The organism is Pseudomonas graminis, assembly GCF_004364335.1.
GTDB classification, from domain to species: domain Bacteria; phylum Pseudomonadota; class Gammaproteobacteria; order Pseudomonadales; family Pseudomonadaceae; genus Aquipseudomonas; species Aquipseudomonas graminis_D.
The window spans coordinates 124,637-147,277 of sequence record NZ_SOCR01000001.1 but is presented as its reverse complement, the minus strand read 5'-3'; the positions used below and the strand labels follow the sequence as shown (position 1 = coordinate 147,277).

At 54.9% G+C, this 22,641-nt stretch carries 12 protein-coding genes and 2 pseudogenes; all 14 read left to right on the top strand.

Going from position 1 to position 22,641, the window contains the following annotated elements; all coding sequences use genetic code 11:
* The first annotated feature begins 4 nt into the window (after positions 1 to 4).
* The 14 genes and pseudogenes from EC919_RS00605 (at position 5) to EC919_RS00540 (ending at position 22,526) form a co-directional block, all read left to right on the top strand.
* Complete coding sequence (locus EC919_RS00605; RefSeq protein WP_166650458.1) at positions 5 to 4,207, top strand: RHS repeat-associated core domain-containing protein; 4,203 nt, start codon at positions 5 to 7, stop codon at positions 4,205 to 4,207.
* Positions 4,201 to 4,743 carry a hypothetical protein gene (locus EC919_RS00600; RefSeq protein ID WP_133770218.1) on the top strand — a complete coding sequence of 181 codons (543 nt, stop codon included), beginning with the start codon at positions 4,201 to 4,203 and terminating at the stop codon, positions 4,741 to 4,743. Before EC919_RS00605 ends, EC919_RS00600 begins: the two co-directional genes overlap by 7 nt.
* 19 nt (positions 4,744 to 4,762) lie before the next feature.
* Positions 4,763 to 5,071, top strand: coding sequence for a hypothetical protein (locus EC919_RS00595; RefSeq protein WP_133770216.1), 309 nt, complete (start codon positions 4,763 to 4,765; stop codon positions 5,069 to 5,071).
* 450 nt (positions 5,072 to 5,521) lie between these two features.
* Entirely contained in the window at positions 5,522 to 5,818 is a 297-nt protein-coding gene (locus EC919_RS27710; RefSeq protein ID WP_432213781.1) for a hypothetical protein, read from the top strand.
* A 32-nt stretch (positions 5,819 to 5,850) separates the two neighbouring features.
* Entirely contained in the window at positions 5,851 to 6,456 is a 606-nt protein-coding gene (locus EC919_RS27705; RefSeq protein WP_432213780.1) for an RHS repeat domain-containing protein, read from the top strand.
* Positions 6,422 to 9,295: pseudogene (locus EC919_RS00585) on the top strand (RHS repeat-associated core domain-containing protein); the annotation flags it as partial. The gene EC919_RS27705 and the pseudogene EC919_RS00585, both read left to right, overlap by 35 nt.
* Positions 9,296 to 9,305: 10 nt before the next feature.
* Entirely contained in the window at positions 9,306 to 9,725 is a 420-nt protein-coding gene (locus EC919_RS00580; protein WP_133770212.1) for an NTF2 fold immunity protein, read from the top strand.
* Between the two features lie 723 nt (positions 9,726 to 10,448).
* Positions 10,449 to 11,855 (top strand): annotated as a pseudogene (gene tssI, locus EC919_RS00570) (type VI secretion system tip protein TssI/VgrG); the annotation flags it as partial.
* A complete protein-coding gene (locus EC919_RS00565; RefSeq protein WP_133770208.1) occupies positions 11,852 to 12,457 on the top strand; it encodes a hypothetical protein in 606 nt (201 codons plus the stop codon). The pseudogene tssI and the gene EC919_RS00565, both read left to right, overlap by 4 nt.
* Before the next feature lie 35 nt (positions 12,458 to 12,492).
* Positions 12,493 to 12,960, top strand: a complete 468-nt coding sequence (locus tag EC919_RS00560) for a DcrB-related protein (protein ID WP_133770207.1) — start codon at positions 12,493 to 12,495, stop codon at positions 12,958 to 12,960.
* 2 nt (positions 12,961 to 12,962) lie between these two features.
* The gene (locus EC919_RS00555; protein ID WP_133770206.1) at positions 12,963 to 17,198 is read left to right on the top strand and encodes an RHS repeat-associated core domain-containing protein; all 4,236 of its coding nucleotides are present in this window, start codon (positions 12,963 to 12,965) and stop codon (positions 17,196 to 17,198) included.
* A gap of 13 nt (positions 17,199 to 17,211) precedes the next feature.
* Complete coding sequence (locus EC919_RS00550; protein ID WP_133770205.1) at positions 17,212 to 17,697, top strand: SMI1/KNR4 family protein; 486 nt, start codon at positions 17,212 to 17,214, stop codon at positions 17,695 to 17,697.
* Positions 17,698 to 18,003: 306 nt separating this feature from the next.
* Positions 18,004 to 22,074 carry a DUF6531 domain-containing protein gene (locus EC919_RS00545; protein ID WP_133770204.1) on the top strand — a complete coding sequence of 1,357 codons (4,071 nt, stop codon included), beginning with the start codon at positions 18,004 to 18,006 and terminating at the stop codon, positions 22,072 to 22,074.
* Complete coding sequence (locus EC919_RS00540; protein WP_133770203.1) at positions 22,068 to 22,526, top strand: hypothetical protein; 459 nt, start codon at positions 22,068 to 22,070, stop codon at positions 22,524 to 22,526. The genes EC919_RS00545 and EC919_RS00540 overlap by 7 nt, the downstream gene beginning before the upstream one ends.
* The last annotated feature ends 115 nt before the right edge of the window (positions 22,527 to 22,641 follow it).

Here is a 22,641-nt window from a genome sequence, read left to right as displayed (position 1 = left end):
CCTCATGTTCGAAGCCGCTCGGTTTGGTGATGAAATATCGCACACCAGTGCCTTGGGGGGATTTCTCCTCGGTGCTGCGTTGGGTATTGCACTCGTGGCCACAGTTGCTATTGCAACTTTCACCTGTGGTTTTGGTGTCGCTCTTTTAGCAGGTATGGCTGCAGGCATCGGAGGTAGCCTGCTCACTGCGGCGGGAGAAGCGTGGGGCCGCTCGTTTTCATCCCCTTCCGGCACGATTGTGACCGCTTCCCCCAACGTCTTCGTGAATAGCCGTCAGGCGGCGCATGTCGCTCAGAGTCTGGGCGCATGCAGCAAACATCCCGGTGCGCCAGCCCAAGTAGCCGAGGGGTCCACCAACGTCTTCATCAACGGTACAGCCGCAGCGCGCAAAGACGACAAGCTCACCTGCGGCAGTACGATTTCCAGTGGCTCAGATAATGTCCTCATCGGCGGCGGCACCCATCGTTATTTGCCCGTCGACGATGAGGTCCCCGCCTGGCTGCGCACAACCGTCGATGTATTGATGGCGGTGGCCGGTGCTGCCGGAGGCATCGCCCAACTGTTGAAACAGGGCGCACAAGCCGGCATGAAAGCGGTGATGCCCTGCGTGATGAAATTCACCGCAGGCTTTGTGGCGGGTGAAGTCGCCAGCCGATATGTGGTGGGTCCGACTATCGAGCGTGCGGTCGGTGGTCATGCAGGCAACCCTGTTGATCTGACCACAGGCCGTAAATTCATTCCCGATGAGGTTGATTTCAGCGTGCCGGGTTTGATGCCGATCGAGTGGTCGAGGTTCTATGCCAGCGACCTGGCAGTAGACAGTATTTTGGGCCGTGGCTGGATTCTGCCGTGGGAACAGAGCCTGCGCCGCAGTGGCCGTTTTGTTTACCTCACCGACAACCAGGGTCGCAGCGTTCCTTTCGTGGACGTGCAACCTGGCGAGCGGATCTACAACCCCCACGAGCAGGTTTATCTGGTCTGCACCGAGGGCGGGCATTACCTCCTGCAAACCCTCGACAACATCTTTTTCTACTTCGGCGAAATCCCGGAAGACAACACGCCCACGCCGGTCCAGCGAATCGAAAACGCCCTTGGGCATTTTCTGCATTTCACCTACACCGTCGCCGGCACGCTCACTGACATCAGTGCCACTGGCGGTGTACGTGTCCACCTGGATTACGACCATCCATTGGGGCGCCTGACTGACGTCAAACGCGTGGTCGATAATCTTGCCGTTGAAACCCTCGTCCAGTATCGCTACGACGACAACGGCCAGCTCGCTGAGGTCATCAACCGCAACGGCGACTCAACGCGCCGTTTCAGCTACGCCGACGGTGTGATGGCCAGCCATAGCAACGCGCTGGGCCTTAGCTGCAACTACCGCTGGGAAATCATCCAAGGCCAGCCGCGCGTGGTCGAGCATTGGACCAGTGACGGCGAACACTTTCATTTCCGTTACGACTTCAAAAATCGGACTTCCTGGGCGGTCGATGTATTGGGCCGCGAGCTGGAAGTGCACTACAACGCGGATCATCGCGTCGTCGCCAGCCGTGACTATGGGGGCGAGCGGTACGCGATTGAGATCGACGACAACGGCAACATGACAGGGCTGACGCTGCCAGATGGCAATCGTCTGACGTTCAAATACGACGAATACGCACGGCTTGTTGAAGAGACTGATCCGCTTGGTCGGACCATTTCCTATAGCTATCACCAGCTGACTACGCTGGTAGCGTCGGTGTCTTATCCAGACGGTACCACCTGGAAAGCGCGCTACGACAACAAGGGCAACCTCATTGCCGAAACCGATGCGCTCGGGCACAAGACCGAGTACCTCAACAGCGACGACGGCCTGCCGCACACCATCATTGATGCGACTTCCAAATCGAAATACCTGTGGTGGAATGGGCTAGCGCAGGTCGAGCGGTTTCAGGACTGTTCAGGTAAAAGCACGTTTTACGCCTACGATGATCGGTCTCATCTGATTGCCGTCACCGATGCGCTGAATCAGACGACACGACTTGAGCGCAAATTTGATGGCGAAGTTGTGCGCATCGAGCACCCGGATGGCACCGCTGAGTCGTTTACCTACAACACACTTGGCCAGGTGTTGACGCATACCGATGGCAAGGGTCAGACCACGCGTCTGCTCCGTACTGCACGCGGGCTTCCTTCTAGCCGACAGGATGCGAAGGGACAGCGCATTCGCTACGAGTACGACAAAGCGATTCGGCTGACAGCGTTGGTCAACGAAAACAACGCGGCTTATGAGTTTGCCTACGATGCTTCTGATCGTCTGATTGAAGAAAAGCGCATCGACAACCTCACGCGCCGCTTCAGCTATAACCTGGGCGGGCATCTGACGCGGGTTGATGAAATTGGCTACGGCGAACGGGCAGAGCGGCCGCAACGCAGTACGGAGTTTGAGCGTGATGTGATTGGACGGCTGCTGGCCAAGGTCAATCAGGATACGCGGCAGGATTACGCCTACGACGAAGCCGATCGGCTGCTGTCGATTGAGCGTTTACCCACAGCTATTGGTAAAAGACTCGGCATCGGCGCAGAAAAGCTGGAATTCGCTTACGACCTGCTTGGCCGATTGATTAAGGAGACCACCCCGCAAGGCGCGCTGGCCTACGAATACGATCCGCTAAGCAACCTGACCACGCTGACGTTGCCGACGGGCCAGCACCTCAATCATCTGTACTACGGCAGCGGCCACCTGCACCAACTTAACCTTGACGGTCTGCTGATCAGCGACATGGAGCGCGATGATCTGCACCGCGAGGTTTATCGCACGCAAGGCAAGCTCACCAGTTGCTTTGGTTACGACGCGATGGGGCGTAAGAGCTGGCAGTTCGCATCGACGATACCTGGCGAAAAGCTCTCGCAGATCCAGAACCCAGGCATCAACACTTCGTTGCTGGTGGATCATGCGTACAACCCGATACATCGGCGCTACGAGTACGATCCCGCGGGAGAGCTGAGCCGCACGCTCGATAAGCTACGCGGTGAGATCAAGTACGAGTATGAAGCGAACGGCCAACTGCACAGCCGTGACACCGGCAAACTCGTCGATAGCGAAGAGTTCCGGTATGACGCTGCGGCCAACCGCCTGAACTTCAACACCAGCCAGTTCGATCAGGTCAAAGACAACCGCATCAAGCAGTGGCGCGATCAGGAATATGCCTACGACGCCTGGGGCAACCTCATTGAAAAGCGCTCAGGGCTGAGCAAGCTGCAGACGTTTACGTATGACTGCGAAAACCGGCTTGTGCGTGCGGAGACGATGGTCAACAGCCACGTGCATAGTGTTGGCACGTATCGGTATGACAGTTTGGGTCGCCGGGTTGGGAAGACGTCTGAGATTGAAGGGCAAACCGAGCAGAAGGATTTTCTCTGGCAAGGACTGCGGATGCTACGTGAGGAAACGCCGTGGCAGAGCAGCCTCTACATCTACGAGCCCGGCAGCTACGCGCCCCTGGCCCGGATCGACCAGAGTGAAGGTGAGGATCAGCGAAAGCTTTACTACTTCCACACCGACCAGATCGGCACGCCGCTGGAGATGACGGATGTCGATGGCCAGATCGTTTGGCAGGCGACGTACAAGGCGTGGGGTGAGATCGAGTCGCTTGCGGTGGATGAAGTTGAGCAGAACCTGCGTTTCCAAGGTCAGTACTTTGACGATGAGACGGGCCTGCACTACAACACGTTCAGGTACTACGATCCGGGGGTGGGGCGGTTTATTACGCAGGATCCAATAAGTATTCTTGGCGGGATCAATCTATATCAGTACGCTCTGAATCCGTTAAGCTGGCTCGATCCACTTGGCTGGGCAGGTAATCCGGCAAATGCTACCCATATTACTTACGAAGGTCTCAAGAATGGTAAGCCGTATGTAGGCTATGCGAGCAAGCCAGGGTTAGGACATTCTGGTGCAGATGTATTGAGCTATAGATACTCTAACCTTGACCACTTTGATGTTAGACCTGAGCCATTTTTTGTCGGTGATGGGCAAGAGGGTAAGGATATCGCACGGGGCTTGGAACAACGGAGGTTTGAAGCGCATCGCGGGTTAGATGGCACTTCAAACAAACAAAATCCAGTGGGTAAGAATAATCCGAACCGAGATAGGTATCTGGCGGCTGCTGATGACCATTTAGATGGAGGTCACAAAGCCGCTGGGGTAAAAGGAGTAGCATGTTGAAAAGTTTGAAGTGGGAAGAAGGGCGAATGCTAAGCATTCAGGTGGGCGCAGATTTATACACTTTGGCTCAAATGAGGGCTAACTATCTATTAGAAGTTTTCGATGTATTTCGGACTACGGATGAGTGGGAGGGTATAGATCTCAATACTGCCAAGATAATTTTTTGTATCTTTGTCTCGCCGAAGAATATCAAAGGCATTTTTTCAGATCGGCCGGTCGAGGGTTCTGTCGTAAAAAATAGTCGCCCGATTAGGACGCGCATGTTATCGGCTATTCTTGGTGCTCCTGGTCAGATGGGCGCTAAGCTAATCGAGCTTACTGAGTCTTATTCGAATATCGGTGCAGAGGTTATAAAGTCGTCGCTGTCGGCAGAGGAGGATGCGGATCTGATTTACGAATACGATCTATGCGGTATGGAGGGTAATCCTGATCGGCTCTTAAAACGAATTAAGGTTTATCATCAAACAGGTGTTAACTGGGACGATACGAAAAAAATTCTTTTCCCGACCATTCAGCCTCCGCCACCTTCTAGATAATTCAATAGAGGTTTTTGCTATGCGCAGAATTGATACCGACGTTTTGTATCAGCAACTAGATTTCCTCGAAGGGGATGAGAGGTTTTTAGAAAAAGTAAAACCTGTCTTTCAAGAACTTATCAAGAATTTGTCAGGTCTTCCTGTACCGAGTGCTGGTGTAAGCGTGCTGCCTCTTTTAAAGAGCTGCATACTTAAAATCAATGATCTTGAAGAAGAAATTGAAACAGTAGAGCGTGATTCTTTGTTGGATGTGATTTATCGGCTAGGGGAGCTTGTGGGATTGCCTCGGGAAAGTGAGTTTGCGGAGGAGTGGCGCGGCGACTGGTAATCACAATGATGTACTCGTTTATGGAGGTCGGACGTCGTTTATTACGTATGCTTGATAGGCACTCGGCCAGGTATTGACGACGGATGGAAAGGGGCAGAGCACTCGTTTGCTGGGTAAGGCGCGCGGTCTGCCTCCAGCCGGCAAGATGCGAAAGGCCAGCGCATCAGTCATGAGTACGACAAAGCGATTCGGCTCACCGCGCTGGTCAACGAACCCAATGCGTCTTATGAATTTGCTTATGACGCTTCGGATCGCCTGGTTGAGGACAAACGCATCGACCATCTGACGCGTCGGTTCAACTGGAACATTGGTGGGCATCTGACGCTATGGCGAACGGGCGGAGCGTGCGCAACGCAGCGTCGAGTTTTGAGCGCGACAGCATTGGGCGTTTGCTAGAAAAAACTGAACAGCGACGCCCGTTAGTATTATCAATACGACGACTCAGAGCGCTTGTTGTTCATAGAGCGTCTGCCAACGTCCAGGGGTAAGAAACTCGGCGTCAGCGAAGAAAAGCTGCGTGTCGCCTACAACCTACTGGGCCGTTTGATCACGGAAACAACGCTGCAAAGTGTGCTGGCGTACGAGTACGATCCGCTCAGCAATCTGACGACGCTGACTTTGCCGACGGGTCAGCATCTGAATCATCTGTACTACGGCAGCGGCCACCGGCATCAGCTCAACCTTGCTGGTCTGCTCATCAGCGGCATGGAGCACGATGACCTGCATCGAGAGGTTTATCGGTCTTAAGGCAAACTCACCACTGCTTTGGTTACAACGCGATGGGCCGCAAGAGCTGGCAGTTTGCGTCGACTATTCCGGCTGAAAAGCTTTCGCTGATCCAGAACCCAGGCATCAACCCTTCATTGTTGGTGGACCACGCGTACAACCCGATTTACCGACGTTATCAACACGACGCAGCAGGTGAACTGACCCGCACCCTCGACAAACTACGCGGCGAGATCAAATACGAATACGAATACGAAGCGAACGGCCAACTTCACAGTCGTGACACAGGGCGCTTGGTAGATAGCGAAGACTTCCGATACGACGCAGCAGCCAACCGGCTGAATTTCAACACCAGCCAGTTTGATCAGGTCAAAGACAACCGCATCAAGCAATGGCGCGATCAGGAATATACCTACGACGCGTGGGGCAACCTGATTGAGAAGCGGGTAGGGCTGGGCAAGCTGCAGACGTTTACGTATGACTGCGAAAACCGGCTGGTGCGTGCAGAAACGATAGTTAACAGCCAAGTGCACAGCGTTGGCACGTATCGGTATGACAGCCTGGGCCGCCAGACTGGCAAAACCGCCGAGATAAACGGCGAGTCAGAACACAAGCAGTTCCTCTGGCAAGGCTTGCGAATACCGCTGGGAAACCATTGACGGCCAGCCGCGCGTGGTCGAGCACTGGACCAGCGACGGCGAACATTTCAATTTTGACTACGACTTCAAGGCGCGCACCACCCGCGTCACAGACGTGCTGGGTCGCGAGGCGCGGGTTCACTACAACGCCGATCGCCGCGTCACCGCTAGCCGCGACTTCGGTGGTGAAGAGTACGCAATTACGCTCGATGACTTCGGCAACATCGTCGGCTTGACGCTGCCCGACGGCAACCAGCTGACGCTCAAATACGACGAGTACTCGCGCCTGATCGAGGAGGTGGACCCGCTGGGTCGCAGCACGCGCTATCAACATCACCATCTGACCTCACTGGTCAAGCAGGTCAGCTATCCCGACGGGAGTACTTGGAAGGGCCATTACGACAACAAGGGAAACCTGATAGAGGAATACGACGCGCTAGACCAGCGCACCGAGTATTTCCACAACGATGACGGTTTGGTACACACCATCATCGATGCCAACCACAAGTCGAAATTCATCTGGTGGAACAACCACGCACAGGTTGAGAAGTTTCAGGACTGCTCTGGAAAGTGCACCACGTACCAATACAACGAGCGCCTGCAGCTGGTTTCGGTCACTGACGCACTGGGTCAGACCACCGAGCTGGAGCTGAAACCCGCGGGTGAAGTGCTGCGCATCAAACATCCTGATGGCACACAAGAAGGGTTTACGTACAACGCCTTTGGCCAAGTGCTTACCCATACCGACGGCAAGGGCCAGATCATCAGGTTGCAACGCAACGAGCGCGGCCTGCCAAGCTCGCGGCAAGACGCAAAAGGCCAGCGCGTTCGTTACGAGTATGACAAGGCGATTCGGCTCACCGCGCTGATCAACGAAAACAATGCGACTTATGAATTTGCTTATGACGCTTCGGATCGCTTGATCGAAGAAAAGCGCATCGACAACCTGAAGCGTCGGTTCACCTACAACGTGGGTGGGCATCTGACGCGGTTGGATGAAATCGGCTACGGGGACAGGGCGGAGCGGCCACAGCGCAGTACCGAATTTGAGCGTGATGTGATTGGTCGGTTGCTGGCCAAAGTGAATCAGGATGCGCGGCAGGATTACGTTTATGACGAAGTGGATCGGTTGCTCAGCATCCATCGGCTGCCTTCGAGCATTGGCAAAAAGCTGGGCGTTGAGGAAGAAAAACTCGACTTCAGCTATGACCTGCTAGGTCGTTTGGTAAAAGAAACTACACCGCAAGGTGCGCTGGCTTACGAATACGATCCGCTCAGTAACCTGACTACGCTGACGTTGCCGACTGGCCAACATCTCAATCATCTGTATTACGGCAGCGGCCACCTGCACCAACTCAACCTCGATGGATTGTTGATCAGCGACATGGAGCGCGATGATCTGCATCGCGAGGTCTATCGGTCCCAAGGCAAACTAACCAGTTGCTTTGGCTACGATGCGATGGGCCGCAAGAGCTGGCAGTTTGCTTCGGCTATTCCGGCTGAAAAGCTGTCGCAGGTCCAGAACCCAGGCATCAACACCTCGCTGCTGGTGGATCATGCGTACAACCCGATTCATCGGCGTTATGAATACGACCCGGCGGGTGAACTAGTTCGGACGCTGGACAAGCTGCGCGGCGAGATCAAGTACGAATACGAAGCCAACGGGCAGCTGCACAGCCGCGACACCGGTCGCTTGGTTGATAGCGAAGAGTTTCGCTACGACGCCGCGGCCAACCGGCTGAACTTCAGCACAAGTCAGTTCGATCAAGTCAAAGACAACCGAATCAAGAAATGGCGCGATCAGGAATATACCTATGATGCCTGGGGCAACCTGATTGAGAAGCGGTCGGGCTTATCCAAGCTGCAGACGTTCACCTACGATTGCGAAAACCGGCTGGTGCGTGCTGAAACGATGGCTAACAGCCAGCTGCACAGCGTCGGCACGTACCGGTATGACAGTCTGGGCCGCCGCGTTGGCAAAACGTCCGAGATTGGAGGTCAGACCGAGCACAAGCACTTTCTGTGGCAGGGCCTGCGGATGCTGCGTGAGGAAACGCCTTGGCAGAGCAGCCTCTATATTTACGAGCCCGGTAGCTATGCGCCACTTGCCCGGGTTGACCAGAGCGAAGGTGAGGCAGAGCGGACGCTTTACTACTTCCATACCGACCAGATTGGCACGCCGCTGGAGATGACGGATGTCGATGGCCAGATCGTTTGGCAGGCGATATACAAGTCGTGGGGCGAGGTCGAGACGCTTGCTGTGAGTGAGGTTCAGCAGAACCTGCGTTTCCAAGGCCAATACTTTGACGACGAAACGGGTCTTCACTACAACACGTTCAGGTATTACGATCCGAAAGTTGGACGGTTTATTACGCAGGACCCGCTTGGGTTGCTGGGGGGCAACAACCTGTACTCCTATGCCCCTAACACGAACGGTTGGATCGATCCATTAGGGTGGTGTGTGAGTACCGCTGTAACCAGAGGGGCGGCTGGTCAGCCTATTCGCGCGACGGCGAGGATCACTTTAGCTGATCTGCGTACTGGAACTGCAACCAACAAAACTTCGCGGGCATGGGCCCGAATGTTGGGAAGTTCCAATGATGATGCGGGCCATATTTTAGGAAAGCTTCTTGGCGGATCGGGTGGAAAAGATGGAGTATTTCCTCAACTACCTGGGATTAATAGGGGGCTATTCAGAGACTTCGAGAGGGATGTGGCAAACTTTGTAGAGAAGACAAAAGGCGCAGTAGATGTGGATATTAAATTTATCTATGGCAAGTCGTTGACCCGTCCGGAGGAGATCGTATACGAAGTGTCGCAGAGTGGTAAGCGTGTATTGTTCGATATTTTTGAAAACTGAGAGCCTTAAAATGATTGATGCATCTGAGCCATGTGAACTACTGAAACGATTTCTTGAAGAGATGAAGTTATGGGAGCGGGACTTCTTTGAAAAAAAAATGGAATTAATCGATAGCGGCCAATCCACGACTGAATGTAACCAATATTTTTCAGAATCTTTACGACTAATATTGGAAAAATATACCATCAAGGATGCTAAAAGTTGGGCTCGGCTGGAAGCACTTGGCTGTGGCGAACCAACGATGTATGATCCGGCACGCGATAAACTGCATGAGCCTACAATCAAAGGCTCTACAGTATTCATCGTGGTAGACCAAGTGGTGGGTTTGGAATCTAGGTTCAGATTTAGTTTGGTCAGAGAAAATGATCTCTGGAAGATAAAAAAGAAGGATACGTATAGGTCTGGTAAATGGGCTGGCTCGACTCTTTAATATCGGAATGATGTCCGAAGTTATCCAGCGCTGATCTTGCTTAGATTGGCCGACTACTCGCCAAGATTAATCAGCATTTGTGGTTTTATCAGGAGGTTACGAAGGCGATCAGCTTCGGTCGCTTATATGCATACCTACTGCCATTGGTAGAAGGCTTGGTGTATGGGGAGAAACTGTGCCTACATTTGGAATAATGCTCACTTTCCACAGTTAAGATTTAACAATCTAAAGATTAATTGGTTGCAGTGCATTGCGATTTATGAGGTTGAAAGAGTATTCATCGAAAAATTTGGTGGTGATGCGTTTGATGACTTGCTTTCCGAGCAGGAGATTAATACCTTAAATGCTCAAAGTCCACCAGTGAAGTTTGATTGATCTCAAGTGTTCAATTGTGTCTCTCTATGATGTCGTCGTTCGTTGGGATCAGATAAGATTGTGAACATTTGGTCGTTTTGCTGAGTCTAAACGGCCAAACATCCTTAAATAAAGTTTCTCATATCTGGTACTAAGCGTTGGGTGCGAATTTATGCGTTCCGATGCTGTTTGTATGGGTCGAATATTCAGCTGGGCTGCTGTCGCCTGATCGTCCAGTAGGAATGTTAATGCCTTTATTCAAATATGCTGAGTGCTTGATCTCCGAAGTTGGTGTAGATGTCCTTTACTTATTTTCAAGCGAGGGCGCTGGCGGAATTTTGTCATCGCTCCACTTAAACTGACGTATCGCAAAAGCGCTACACCTACATCACCCAGTACCGCGAAACCGACTTCAACTTCGTCCAGCGTCTGCTCGAAGAAGAAGGGATGTTTTACTACTTCGAGCACACCGCCGAAGGCCACACCATGATCATCTGCGACGACTCCAGCATGCTGCAGCCGTTGCCGGAACAACCGCAGATCCGGTTCCACACCGCGTCCGTCACCGAGACCGCAGACTCCATCACCAAGTGGAGCGGCAACCGCCAGTTGCAGGCGGGCAAGATGGCCGTGCAGACCTTCGACTACCGCCAGCCGAACAACCGTTTGCCCGTCGGGATGAATAGCCTGAACAAACAGGGCGACGTCGAGACGTTCGAGATTTACGACTTCCCCGGCCAGTACACCCACGGCACGTACGACGAGGGCGAAACGCTGTTGCGCCTGCGCATGGAAGCCCTGGAAATCCGTGGCAAGAAGTTCGAAGGCGCGAGCAACTGCCGCGCGATGAAGCCCGGCTACACCTTCGAGCTGGTGCAGCACTACGACCACGATCAAGGCTCGGCCGACGATCGCCAGTTCCTGCTGATGGGCGTCGAAAGCGAAGGCCACAACAACTACCTCAACGGCCATCAGGCGAGCTACTACAACACCTTCTCCTGCGTGCGCAAAAAGATTCCCTTCCGCCCTCAACTGTCCACGCCACGCCCAACCATCGCCGGGCCACAAACCGCCATCATCGTCGGCCCGCCGGGCGAAGAAATCTTCACCGACGAACTCGGCCGCGTAAAAGTCCAGTTCCACTGGGACCGTAACGGCAAGTACAACGACCACAGCTCCTGCTGGGTCCGCGTCGCCCAGTCGGGTGCAAGTGGCGGTTTCGGCAGCATTCAGATCCCGCGTGTGGGTGATGAAGTCGTGGTGGTTTTTCTGGACGGCAATCCTGACCGTCCGTTGATCATGGGGAGTGTCTACAACAGTAAGAACACCCCGCCGTGGTCGTTGCCGGCGAACAAGACGCAGAGTGGTTTTCTGACGCGCTCGACCAAGGGCCACGGCGGTACGGCGAACTTCTTCCGTTTCGAAGACAAGTCGGGTGCCGAGCAGATCATCATGCACGCCGAACGCAACATGGACACTGAGATCGAGCTGGATGAGACCCATAAAGTAGGTGGCAATCGCGAGATCGCCGTCAACGGTACTCACACAGAAGTGATCAAGAAAGACACGGTGATGAATGTTCAGGAAGGCTCGTTGACGATTCAGGTCGATAAGCAGTTCGTTCAGATCAGTGCGCAGACACACATCATCCTTCAGGTGGGATCCAGCAGCATCAAGATCACAGATGGCCGTATCGAGATCACCAGCGATTCGGTCGATATCTTCGGAAAGAACGACACCTTCGTTCACGGCAAACGGGTCGATATCAACAAATGAGAAACTCGTCGATTCCAGGCACCCGCACCAGCATGTACGACCGCATCTCGGAGAAGCGCTTGGCAGCAGAGGCGCTTGCTCGCGAGGAAGCCGAGCAGGCTGCCGCTGTGGCGGCGATTGCGATCACACATGAGCCCGCGCCCGTGTTGCCGCTGCAACCCTCGCGCAATGAGCTGAAGATTGCCGGGCTGGCCTTGGTGATGCCCCACCTCCTGGCATTTCGGGATCTCGACATGACGCTAGAGCGAGAAGGCCACCCGGTCACGTTCAGCGCGAAACGTCGGCCTGCGCCGGAGGGGCTGACGCTGGAGCGATCCACCGAGCTCTACGCCGACAATCTGCGTAAGCACCACAGCGACGTCACTGTAGTCCGCCAGAATGATTGCCTGTTGGCGGGTAGCCCCGCAGTGTCACTGGATTACGCATTCAAGGTAGGCCAGGAACGTCGGCACGGTCGAGCAATCAGCGCAATTATTGCGCCTGCCGATGGTAACGAGCGTCAGTGGTTCAGCGTGTCGACGGTGATCAATCCCGACCAACCCGCATTTGCCAACTGGCTGATCGAGTTCGACGAAATGCTGGGCAGCATCGCCGCCTGCTGAAATCTTTTTCTTATTACTTATGGAACACGCCTCCAATGGACTATCAGCTTCAGGAAGGATCGATCGTACTGCCGGAAGGCTTTCAGGACCGCACGGTCAACATGTTCGTGCTCGGCACTACGATTCCCGCGCCGCTGAACGTCACCGTCTCCCGTGACAACATGCTCCCTGCGGAAGACCTGAATACTTACATCGATCGTCAGATCAAACTGATTGCTTCAAAACTGCGCGGCTACACCTCTCTGGGAAAGAAGCCCGCCACGTTGTCTGCGCAACAGCCGTTGGCCGGTATCCAGATCGATGGCTACTACATGGATGGCGGTCGACCTTATTACCAGCGTCAGGCCGGATTTGAAATTCAGCCAGGTCGCATTCTGGTGTTTTCCACCACCAGCCAGACAGATTTCAGCGCCGCACAAACTGAAAGCTGGCTGCAACTGCTCGCCAGTTTCCAACCCCGCCAGACCCAGGATTCCCCTGCTGAAAACGCCGAGCAGGAATAACCATGTTCGAAGCCGCTCGATGGAACGACGAAATTGAACACACCGGCGCACTGGCCGGGTTTCTGGCAGGCGCAGTCATCGGTTTGGCCATTGCCGCTTATGCCGCCACCATGGTGTGCTCGGGAGGCACCGCTGCTTTCCTGATGCCCATCGCTCTGGGACTTCTTGCTAGTGCGCTGCCTGCCTTGGGGGAGTATTTCGGCAAGATGTTCAGCTCGCCGGCCGGGGAGATTCAGCTCCCCGGCTGCTCGACCGATGTGTTCGTCAACAACCGCAATGCCGCGCATGTAGAGCTCAGCCTCGGCCGGTGCGAAAAACACCCGGCGCCGGTTCAGGTCGCCGAAGGCTCATCCAACGTCTTCATCAACAGCGTGGCTGCTGCGCGTAAGGATGACAGGCTGACCTGTGGTGCACGGATTTCAGGCGGCTCGGACGATGTGTTCATCGGAGGCGGCACGGTTCAATACCTTCACATCGACGACGAAATTCCGGGTTGGCTTCGCGTCGTTGTCGACGTGCTGATGATCGTCGCATCGATGGGTAAAGCGCTGGTATCAGTCGCCAAGCTAGGGCTGACGCAAGGGTTGAAGGCTGCAGGGCCGTGCGCGCTGCGCTTCGGCGCGACTGTTGCCGCCAGCTACCTCACGGGCACCTACATCATTGGCCCGGCAGTCGGGAAAGTCTTGGGCGGTTTTATCGGCAATCCCGTCGACCTCACGACCGGCCGCAAACTGTTGCTGGATTCAGGCGAAACCGACTTCGTACTGCCCGGCCTGATGCCGATTGAGTGGTCCCGCTTCTACGCCAGCGACCTGACCGTCGACAGCGTGCTGGGCCAAGGCTGGGTCTTGCCCTGGGAGCAGAGCCTGCGCCGCAGCGGAAGCTTCGTTTACCTCACCGACAACCAAGGCCGCAGCGTGCCCTTTGTCGACGTCGAGCCCGGGGAGCGCATTTACAACCCCTACGAGCAGATTCATCTGGTACGCACCCTCGGTGGCCACTACCTGCTGCAAACCCTGGACAACGTGTTTTTCTACTTCGGCGAAGTGCCGGACGACAACACTTCGGTGCCGTTGCAGCGTCTTGAAAATGCCCTCGGCCATTACCTGCATTTCACGCGTACGGTCGACGGCACGCTCACCGACATCAGCGCGCCGGGCGGCGTGCGGATCCACCTGCATTACGACAACCCGCTGGGCCGCCTGAGCGACGTCAAACGCATCGTCGACAACCTGGCCGTCGAAACCCTCGTCCAGTACCGCTACGACGACAACGGCCAGCTCATCGAAGTGATCAATCGCAATGGCGACTCCATGCGCCGGTTCAGCTACGCCGACGGAGTGATGGCCAGTCACAGCAACGCATTGGGCCTGAGCTGCCACTACCGCTGGGAAACCATTGACGGCCAGCCGCGGGTGGTTGAACACTGGACCAGCGACGGCGAACACTTTCATTTTCGTTATGACTTCAAGAACAGAACGTCCTGGGCCGTCGACGTCCTCGGCCGCGAGCTGGAAGTGCAGTACAACGAGGACAAACGGGTCATCGCCAGCCGGGACTTCGGCGGCGAGCGCTACGGCATCGATCTGGATGAAGCGGGCAACACGACCGGCATCAGCCTGCCGGACGGGAATCGTCTGACGTTCAAGTACGATGACTTCTCGCGCCTGATCGAAGAGACCGACCCGCTCGGTCGAAGCATTACCTACAGCTACCACCTCAATACCACCTTGATCACCGAAACCGCTTTCCCGGACGGCAGCGTCTGGAAGGCCCGTTACGACGACAAGGGCAATCTGATCGCTGAAATCGATCCGCTGGGCCAAAAGACCGAGTACCTCAACAGCGAAGATGGCCTGCCGCACACGATTATCGACGCGACCTACAAGTCGAAATACCTGTGGTGGAACGAACTGGCGCAGGTGGAGCGCTTTCAGGACTGTTCGGGTAAAAGCACGTTTTATAGCTATGACGATCGCTCCCACCTGATCACCGTCACCGATGCGTTGAACCAGACCACACGGCTTGAGCGCAAGCCCGACGGCGAAGTGGTGCGCATCGAGCACCCGGATGGGACTGCCGAATCGTTTACCTACAACGCCCTGGGCCAGGTGCTGACGCACACCGATGGCAAGGGTCAGACCACGCGTCTGCTCCGTACTGCACGCGGACTCCCTTCTAGCCGACAAGACGCCAAGGGCCAGCGTATTCGTTACGAGTACGACAAAGCGATTCGGCTGACAGCGCTGGTTAATGAAAACAACGCGGCTTACGAATTTGCTTACGATGCTTCTGATCGACTGATTGAAGAAAAGCGCATCGACAACCTCACGCGCCGGTTTAGCTACAACCTGGGCGGGCATCTGACGCGTGTTGATGAAATCGGCTACGGGGATAGGGCAGAGCGGCCGCAACGCAGTACGGAGTTTGAGCGTGATGTGATTGGACGGCTGCTGGCCAAGGTCAATCAGGATGCGCGGCAGGATTACGGTTATGACGAAGGTGATCGGCTGCTATCGATTACGCGATCGCCTACCTCGGTTGGTAAGAAGCTCGGCATCGGTGAAGAAAAGCTGGAGTTTGCCTACGACATGCTTGGCCGCTTGATCAAAGAAACTACTTCGCAAGGTGCGCTGGCCTACGAATACGATCCGCTCAGCAACCTGACCACGCTAACGTTGCCGACAGGCCAACACCTCAATCACCTGTACTACGGCAGCGGCCATCTCCATCAACTGAACCTCGACGGTCTGCTCATCAGCGACATGGAGCGCGACGACCTGCATCGCGAGGTCTATCGGTCCCAAGGCAAGCTCACCAGTTGTTTCGGCTATGACGCGATGGGGCGCAAGAGCTGGCAATTTGCGTCGACATTGCCTGCGGAAAAGCTGTCGCAGATCCAGAACCCGGGCATCAACACGTCGTTGCTGGTCGATCACGCATATAACCCGATTCATCGGCGGTACGAGTACGATCCAGCAGGAGAACTGACCCGCACGCTGGACAAATTGCGTGGCGAGATCAAGTACGAATACGAAGCCAACGGCCAGTTGCACAGTCGTGATACCGGTCGTTTGGTCGATAGCGAAGAGTTCCGATACGACGCCGCGGCCAACCGGCTGAACTTCAATACAAGTCAGTTCGATCAAGTCAAAGACAACAGAATCAAGCAATGGCGCGATCAGGAATATACCTATGATGCGTGGGGCAACCTGATTGAGAAACGGTCAGGGTTAACCAAGCTGCAGACGTTCACCTACGATTGCGAAAACCGTCTTGTTCGCGCGGAGACAATGGTCAACAGCCAGACGCACAGCGTTGGCTCGTACCGGTACGACAGCCTGGGTCGGCGGGTTGGGAAGACGTCAGAGATCGAAGGGCGAACCGAGCACAAGAAGTTCCTCTGGCAAGGCCTGCGGATGCTGCGTGAGGAAAACCCGGCGCAGAGTAGCCTCTATATTTACGAGCCGGGCAGCTACGCGCCGCTAGCCCGTGTCGATCAAGCCGAAGGTGAGCTAGAGCAGAAGCTTTACTACTTTCACACCGACCAGATAGGCACACCGCTTGAGATGACGGATGTCGATGGCCAGATCGTTTGGCAGTCGACCTACAAGGCGTGGGGCGAGGTCGAAACGCTTGCCGTGAGTGAGGTTGAGCAAAATCTGCGGTTTCAGGGTCAGTACTTCGACGAGGAAACGGGGCTGCACTACAACACGTTCAGGTATTACGATCCGGAAATTGGGCGGTTCATTACCCAAGACCCGATCGGCTTGGCCGGTGGGTATAATCTTTATCGATATGCGCCGAATCCGAATGTCTGGATCGATCCCTGGGGTTGGGCGTTCAAGAGTGTTAATTTCGAGGGTTCAAAGGATCTGTTTCCTGTGTCTGGAAATCAGAAAAATATTGTTACCATCGAAATGCAAGGCTCTCGCGGCAGAGATTTTACGGAGGCTTATAAGCAGGCAGGCCTTAAGGAAGCGGACGTTAAAGCGCAAGGCAAATATACATGGCACCACCTCGACGATTTCGATCCGAAAACCGGCAGATCTACTATGCAGCTAGTCACGAAATCTGCACATGAAGCATCTTATCCACACACAGGATCAGTCGCCCAGTTCGAGAAGCATTTTGGGTTGCCCTCTGGTGCTTATGGTGGCAAAGATGCGGTCGGTATTTCGCAATCTAAAGGGTGGCTAAAAGGGCGTGCTCCTAGCGCTGCGTCATCAACCTGTTAAAAATGGAGCTCATATGCAAGACTTTAAGTTAATGCAACCCGAAAAAAAAATTGAACCATCTCACATAGCCGCATTAGAGAAATCTGTTGGATTCAAATTGCCGGCTTCCTTTATTGAACTCTACCTAAAGTCTAATGGAGGTATCCCCAGCAGGAGTTGGGTTGTCACAGAGGATGGATACGAACCGATGCAAATTTCGGACTTCAAGCCTATTTTTTTCGATGGGGCAGGAAACGCAAGCGATACGGGGTTTATTGAGGGGTGTTACAAGCTGATGTGTGAGCGGCAGGTAATTCCACACACACTTCTGCCGTTCGCGACAGATGATGGCGGTAACTTCTTCTGTCTTGATATGCTCAATGGTTCCGTTGTTTTTTACGCTGTGGATACATTTCGTGAGGAGGTAAGCATGGCTGCGAATCAAATTGCCGCTCAGAGAATGGTCGCTAAATCGTTTGATCAATTCATCGCAGAGCTTGAAGAAGAACCTCAGTTCTAGGGAATCACTACCAAGCTGCAATTCAGGTCGTGGGATCGGCGAACCCTAATGCAGCACTGCTCTTTAACAAGTTCAGATAACTTCTTTAGCAATTTCGGTCAGGCGCGCCGCTTAGGCCTATACCTAACGTTTCGATTGATACTTGTCAGTCTTCTCCGATGGGTGTCTTCGCCGTAAGTAAACCAGCTAATTCAGCGATTCTTTGGGGGGCGCCGCACAAACCGAAAACTGGCTGCAACTGCTCGCAAGCTTCCAACCCCGGCATACCCAGGATTCACCTGCTGAAACTCCCGAGCAGGAATAACCATGTTTGAAGCCGCTCGATACAACGGTGAAATTGAACAGACCAGCGCCCTGGCGAGGTTTCTGGCAGGCGCAGTCGTCGGTTTGGCGATTGCCGCTTATGCCGCCACCCTGGTGTGCTCGGGAGGCACCGCTGCTTTCCTGATGCCCATCGCCCTGGGGCTTCTTGCTAGTGCGCTGCCGGCTTTGGGGGAGTATTTCGGCAAGATGTTCAGCTCGCCGGCCGGGGAGATCCAGCTCCCCGGCTGCTCGACCGATGTGTACATCAACAACCGCAATGCCGCGCATGTCGAGCTCAGCCTCGGCCGGTGCGAAAAGCATCCTGCGCCGGTTCAGGTCGCCGAAGGCTCATCCAACGTCTTCATCAACAGCGTGGCTGCTGCGCGTAAGGATGACAGGCTGACCTGTGGTGCACGGATTTCAGGCGGCTCGGACGATGTGTTCATCGGAGGCGGCACGGTTCAATACCTCCATATCGACGACGAAATTCCGGGTTGGCTTCGCGTCGTTGTCGACGTGCTGATGATCGTCGCATCGATGGGTAAAGCGCTGGTATCAGTCGCCAAGCTAGGGCTGACGCAAGGGTTGAAGGCTGCAGGGCCGTGCGCGCTGCGCTTCGGCGCGACTGTTGCCGCCAGCTACCTCACGGGCACCTACATCATTGGCCCGGCAGTCGGGAAAGTCTTGGGCGGTTTTATCGGCAATCCCGTCGACCTCACGACCGGCCGCAAACTGTTGCTGGATTCAGGCGAAACCGACTTCGTACTGCCCGGCCTGATGCCGATTGAATGGTCCCGCTTCTATGCCAGCGACCTGACCGTCGACAGCGTGTTGGGTCAGGGCTGGGTCTTGCCCTGGGAGCAGAGCCTGCGCCGCAGCGGAAGCTTCGTTTACCTTACCGACAACCAGGGCCGCAGCGTGCCCTTTGTCGACGTCGAGCCCGGGGAGCGCATTTACAACCCCTACGAGCAGATTCATCTGGTCCGTACCCTGGGTGGGCACTACCTGCTGCAAACCCTGGACAACGTGTTTTTCTACTTCGGCGAAGTGCCGGACGACAACACCTCGGTGCCGTTGCAGCGTCTGGAAAATGCGCTGGGTCATTACCTGCATTTCACCCGCACGGTCGAAGGAACGCTAACCGACATCAGCGCGCCCGGCGGCGTGCGGATTCACCTGCATTACGACAACCCGCTGGGCCGCCTGAGCGACGTCAAACGCATCGTCGACAACCTGGCCGTTGAAACCCTCGTCCAGTACCGCTACGACGACAACGGTCAGCTCATCGAAGTGATCAATCGCAATGGCGATTGCATGCGCCGGTTCAGCTACGCCGAAGGCGTGATGGTCAGTCACAGCAACGCATTGGGTCTGAGCTGCAACTACCGTTGGGAAACCATCGACGGCCAACCGCGCGTGGTTGAGCATTGGACCAGTGACGGCGAACACTTTCATTTCCGTTACGACTTCAAGAGCAGAACGTCCTGGGCCGTCGACGTCCTCGGGCGCGAGCTGGAAGTGCAATACAACGAGGACAAACGGGTCATTGCCAGCCGCGACTTTGGCGGTGAGCGTTACGGCATCGATCTGGATGAAGCGGGAAACACGACCGCCATCAGTCTGCCGGACGGGAATCGTCTGACATTCAAGTACGACGATTTTTCGCGCCTGATCGAAGAGACCGACCCGCTCGGTCGAAGCATCACCTACAGCTACCACCTCAGTACCACCTTGATCACCGAAACCGCCTTCCCGGACGGCAGCGTCTGGAAGGCGCGTTACGACGATAAGGGCAACCTGATCGCTGAAACCGATCCGCTGGGCCACAAGACCGAATATCTCAACAGCGAAGAGGGTCTGCCGCACACCATTATTGATGCTACCTACAAGTCGAAATACCTGTGGTGGAATGGCTTGGCGCAGGTTGAGCGGTTTCAGGATTGTTCGGGCAAAAGCACCTTCTACACCTACGATGATCGATCTCATCTGATTGCCGTCACCGATGCGTTGAATCAGACGACACGACTTGAGCGCAAGCCTGACGGCGAAGTGGTGCGCATCGAGCATCCTGATGGCACGGCTGAGGCCTTTACCTACAACGCCCTTGGGCAGGTGCTGACGCACATTGATGGCAAGGGTCAGACCACGCGCTTGCTGCGTAATGCGCGCGGTTTGCCAAGCAGCCGGCAGGACGCGAAGGGCCAGCGCATTCGCTATGAGTACGACAAAGCGATTCGGCTGACGGCACTGGTCAACGAAAACAACGCGGCTTATGAGTTTGCTTACGATGCGTCGGATCGACTGATTGAAGAAAAGCGCATCGACAATCTGACGCGCAGATTCAGCTACAACCTGGGCGGGCACCTGACGCGTGTTGATGAAATCGGCTACGGGGATAGGGCAGAGCGGCCGCAACGCAGTACGGAATTTGAGCGTGATCAGATTGGCCGCTTGCTGGCCAAGGTCAATCAGGATGCGCGGCAGGATTACGGGTATGACGAAGCAGACCGACTGCTTGCGATTCACCGCTCGCCTTCGGCAATTGGTAAAAAGCTGGGCATCGGCGAAGAAAAGCTGGAATTTGCCTACGACATGCTTGGCCGCTTGATCAAAGAAACTACTTCGCAAGGTGCGCTGGCCTACGAATACGATCCGCTCAGCAACCTGACCACGCTAACGTTGCCGACAGGCCAACACCTCAATCACCTGTACTACGGCAGCGGCCATCTCCATCAACTGAACCTCGACGGTCTGCTCATCAGCGACATGGAGCGCGACGACCTGCATCGCGAGGTCTATCGGTCCCAAGGCAAACTCACCAGTTGCTTTGGCTATGACGCGATGGGGCGCAAGTCCTGGCAGTTTGCATCGACGTTGCCTGCGGACAAGCTGTCGCAGATTCAGAACCCAGGGATCAACACGTCGTTGCTGGTCGATCACGCATATAACCCGATTCATCGGCGGTACGAGTGCGATCCAGCAGGAGAACTGACCCGCACGCTGGACAAATTGCGTGGCGAGATCAAGTACGAATACGAAGCCAATGGTCAGTTGCATAGTCGAGACACCGGCCGCTTGGTGAATAGCGAAGAGTTCCGGTACGACGCTGCGGCTAATCGGCTGAACTTCAACACCAGCCAGTTCGACCAGGTCAAAGACAACCGCATCAAGCAATGGCGTGATCAGGAATATGGCTACGACGCCTGGGGCAACCTGATTGAAAAGCGGGTAGGGTTGGGCAAACTGCAGACCTTTACCTATGACTGCGAAAATCGCCTTGTTCGCGCGGAAACGATGGTTAACAGCCAGGTGCATAGCGTTGGTACGTACCGGTATGACAGCCTGGGTCGCCGGATTGGCAAAACTTCCGAGATAAACGGCGAGACAGAACACAAGCAGTTCCTCTGGCAAGGCCTGCGGATGCTACGTGAGGAAACGCCGTGGCAGAGCAGCCTTTATATTTACGAGCCAGGAAGCTACGCGCCACTTGCCCGGGTTGACCAGAGCGAAGGTGAGGCAGAGCAGAAGCTCTACTACTTCCACACCGACCAGATCGGCACTCCGCTTGAGATGACGGATGTCGATGGCCAGATCGTGTGGCAGGCGACGTATAAGGCGTGGGGTGAAGTCGAAACGCTTGCGGTGAGCGAGGTTGAGCAAAACCTGCGGTTCCAGGGTCAATATAAATATGTCCCGAGCCCGACAGGTTGGATCGACCCTTGGGGGTGGGAATGCTGGTCAACTGCACGGAAAAATTACTGGAAAAATACGGCAGCTGAAGAAATGAGTAAGCCCGTTTCCATCTATTCTCCGCGAAATCTAGCAGCAATGGCCGGGGGGCAGCCGCCGAACATAACTGCAAAAATAAGAAACCTGAAGACGGGTAAGGTAAGTGTTAAAGACTTACCCTATGAACTGCATCACACAGACGTTCCACAGCGTGTTGGCGGCGAAGGTGTACATGGTAGTTCCAACCTGACTGAGGTTGATCGCTGGCAGCATGCCGCTGTGGACAAGTTTAGGCACGCAGGTTCCGAATTGTTGGAAGTGATTAAGGGAGTGAACTCATGGTAGATATGGATAAGAGCTATATTTTATTTAGTTCAGTGGTCATCGAGATTGCATCGAAAAAGTTTAATGCCGGAGTCAGTCATGAGGAAGCTGAGCCGTTTGTAAAAGCGCTGTATGAAAAATATATTGGTTTGAATCTGCCGCGGCCGGATTTGACGTGGATTTCGGCAACGCCCAAGTCAGCAAAAGCTTGGGTTGCAGATGAACTAGAGGGGAGGTTCGTTAGTTACGGACAACGCCCTCGTTGGCTCCACCAACCAAGTTGGCGATATTTAGATGGTGTGCCAATGTCATTTGTACACCAGTTCTCTGTCGAGGCTGGAGGGGATGATTATTTTGGTGGAGTCATGACGTATGTCTTTTTTGGAAGAAATTTTATCGAGGGGGAGGATTGGGAACTCGTCGTAAAAATGGTTCAACAAGATGAAGATGAGGCCGGTTCCACTTTCCTATAGTGTCACTGCGAGAAGGCTTATCACCCCGACTAATCAAGGCCGGCCGCCAGACGGGCATGAAAGCCATTATGCCGTGCGTCATGAAATTCACCGCAGGGTTCGTTGCGGGCGAAGT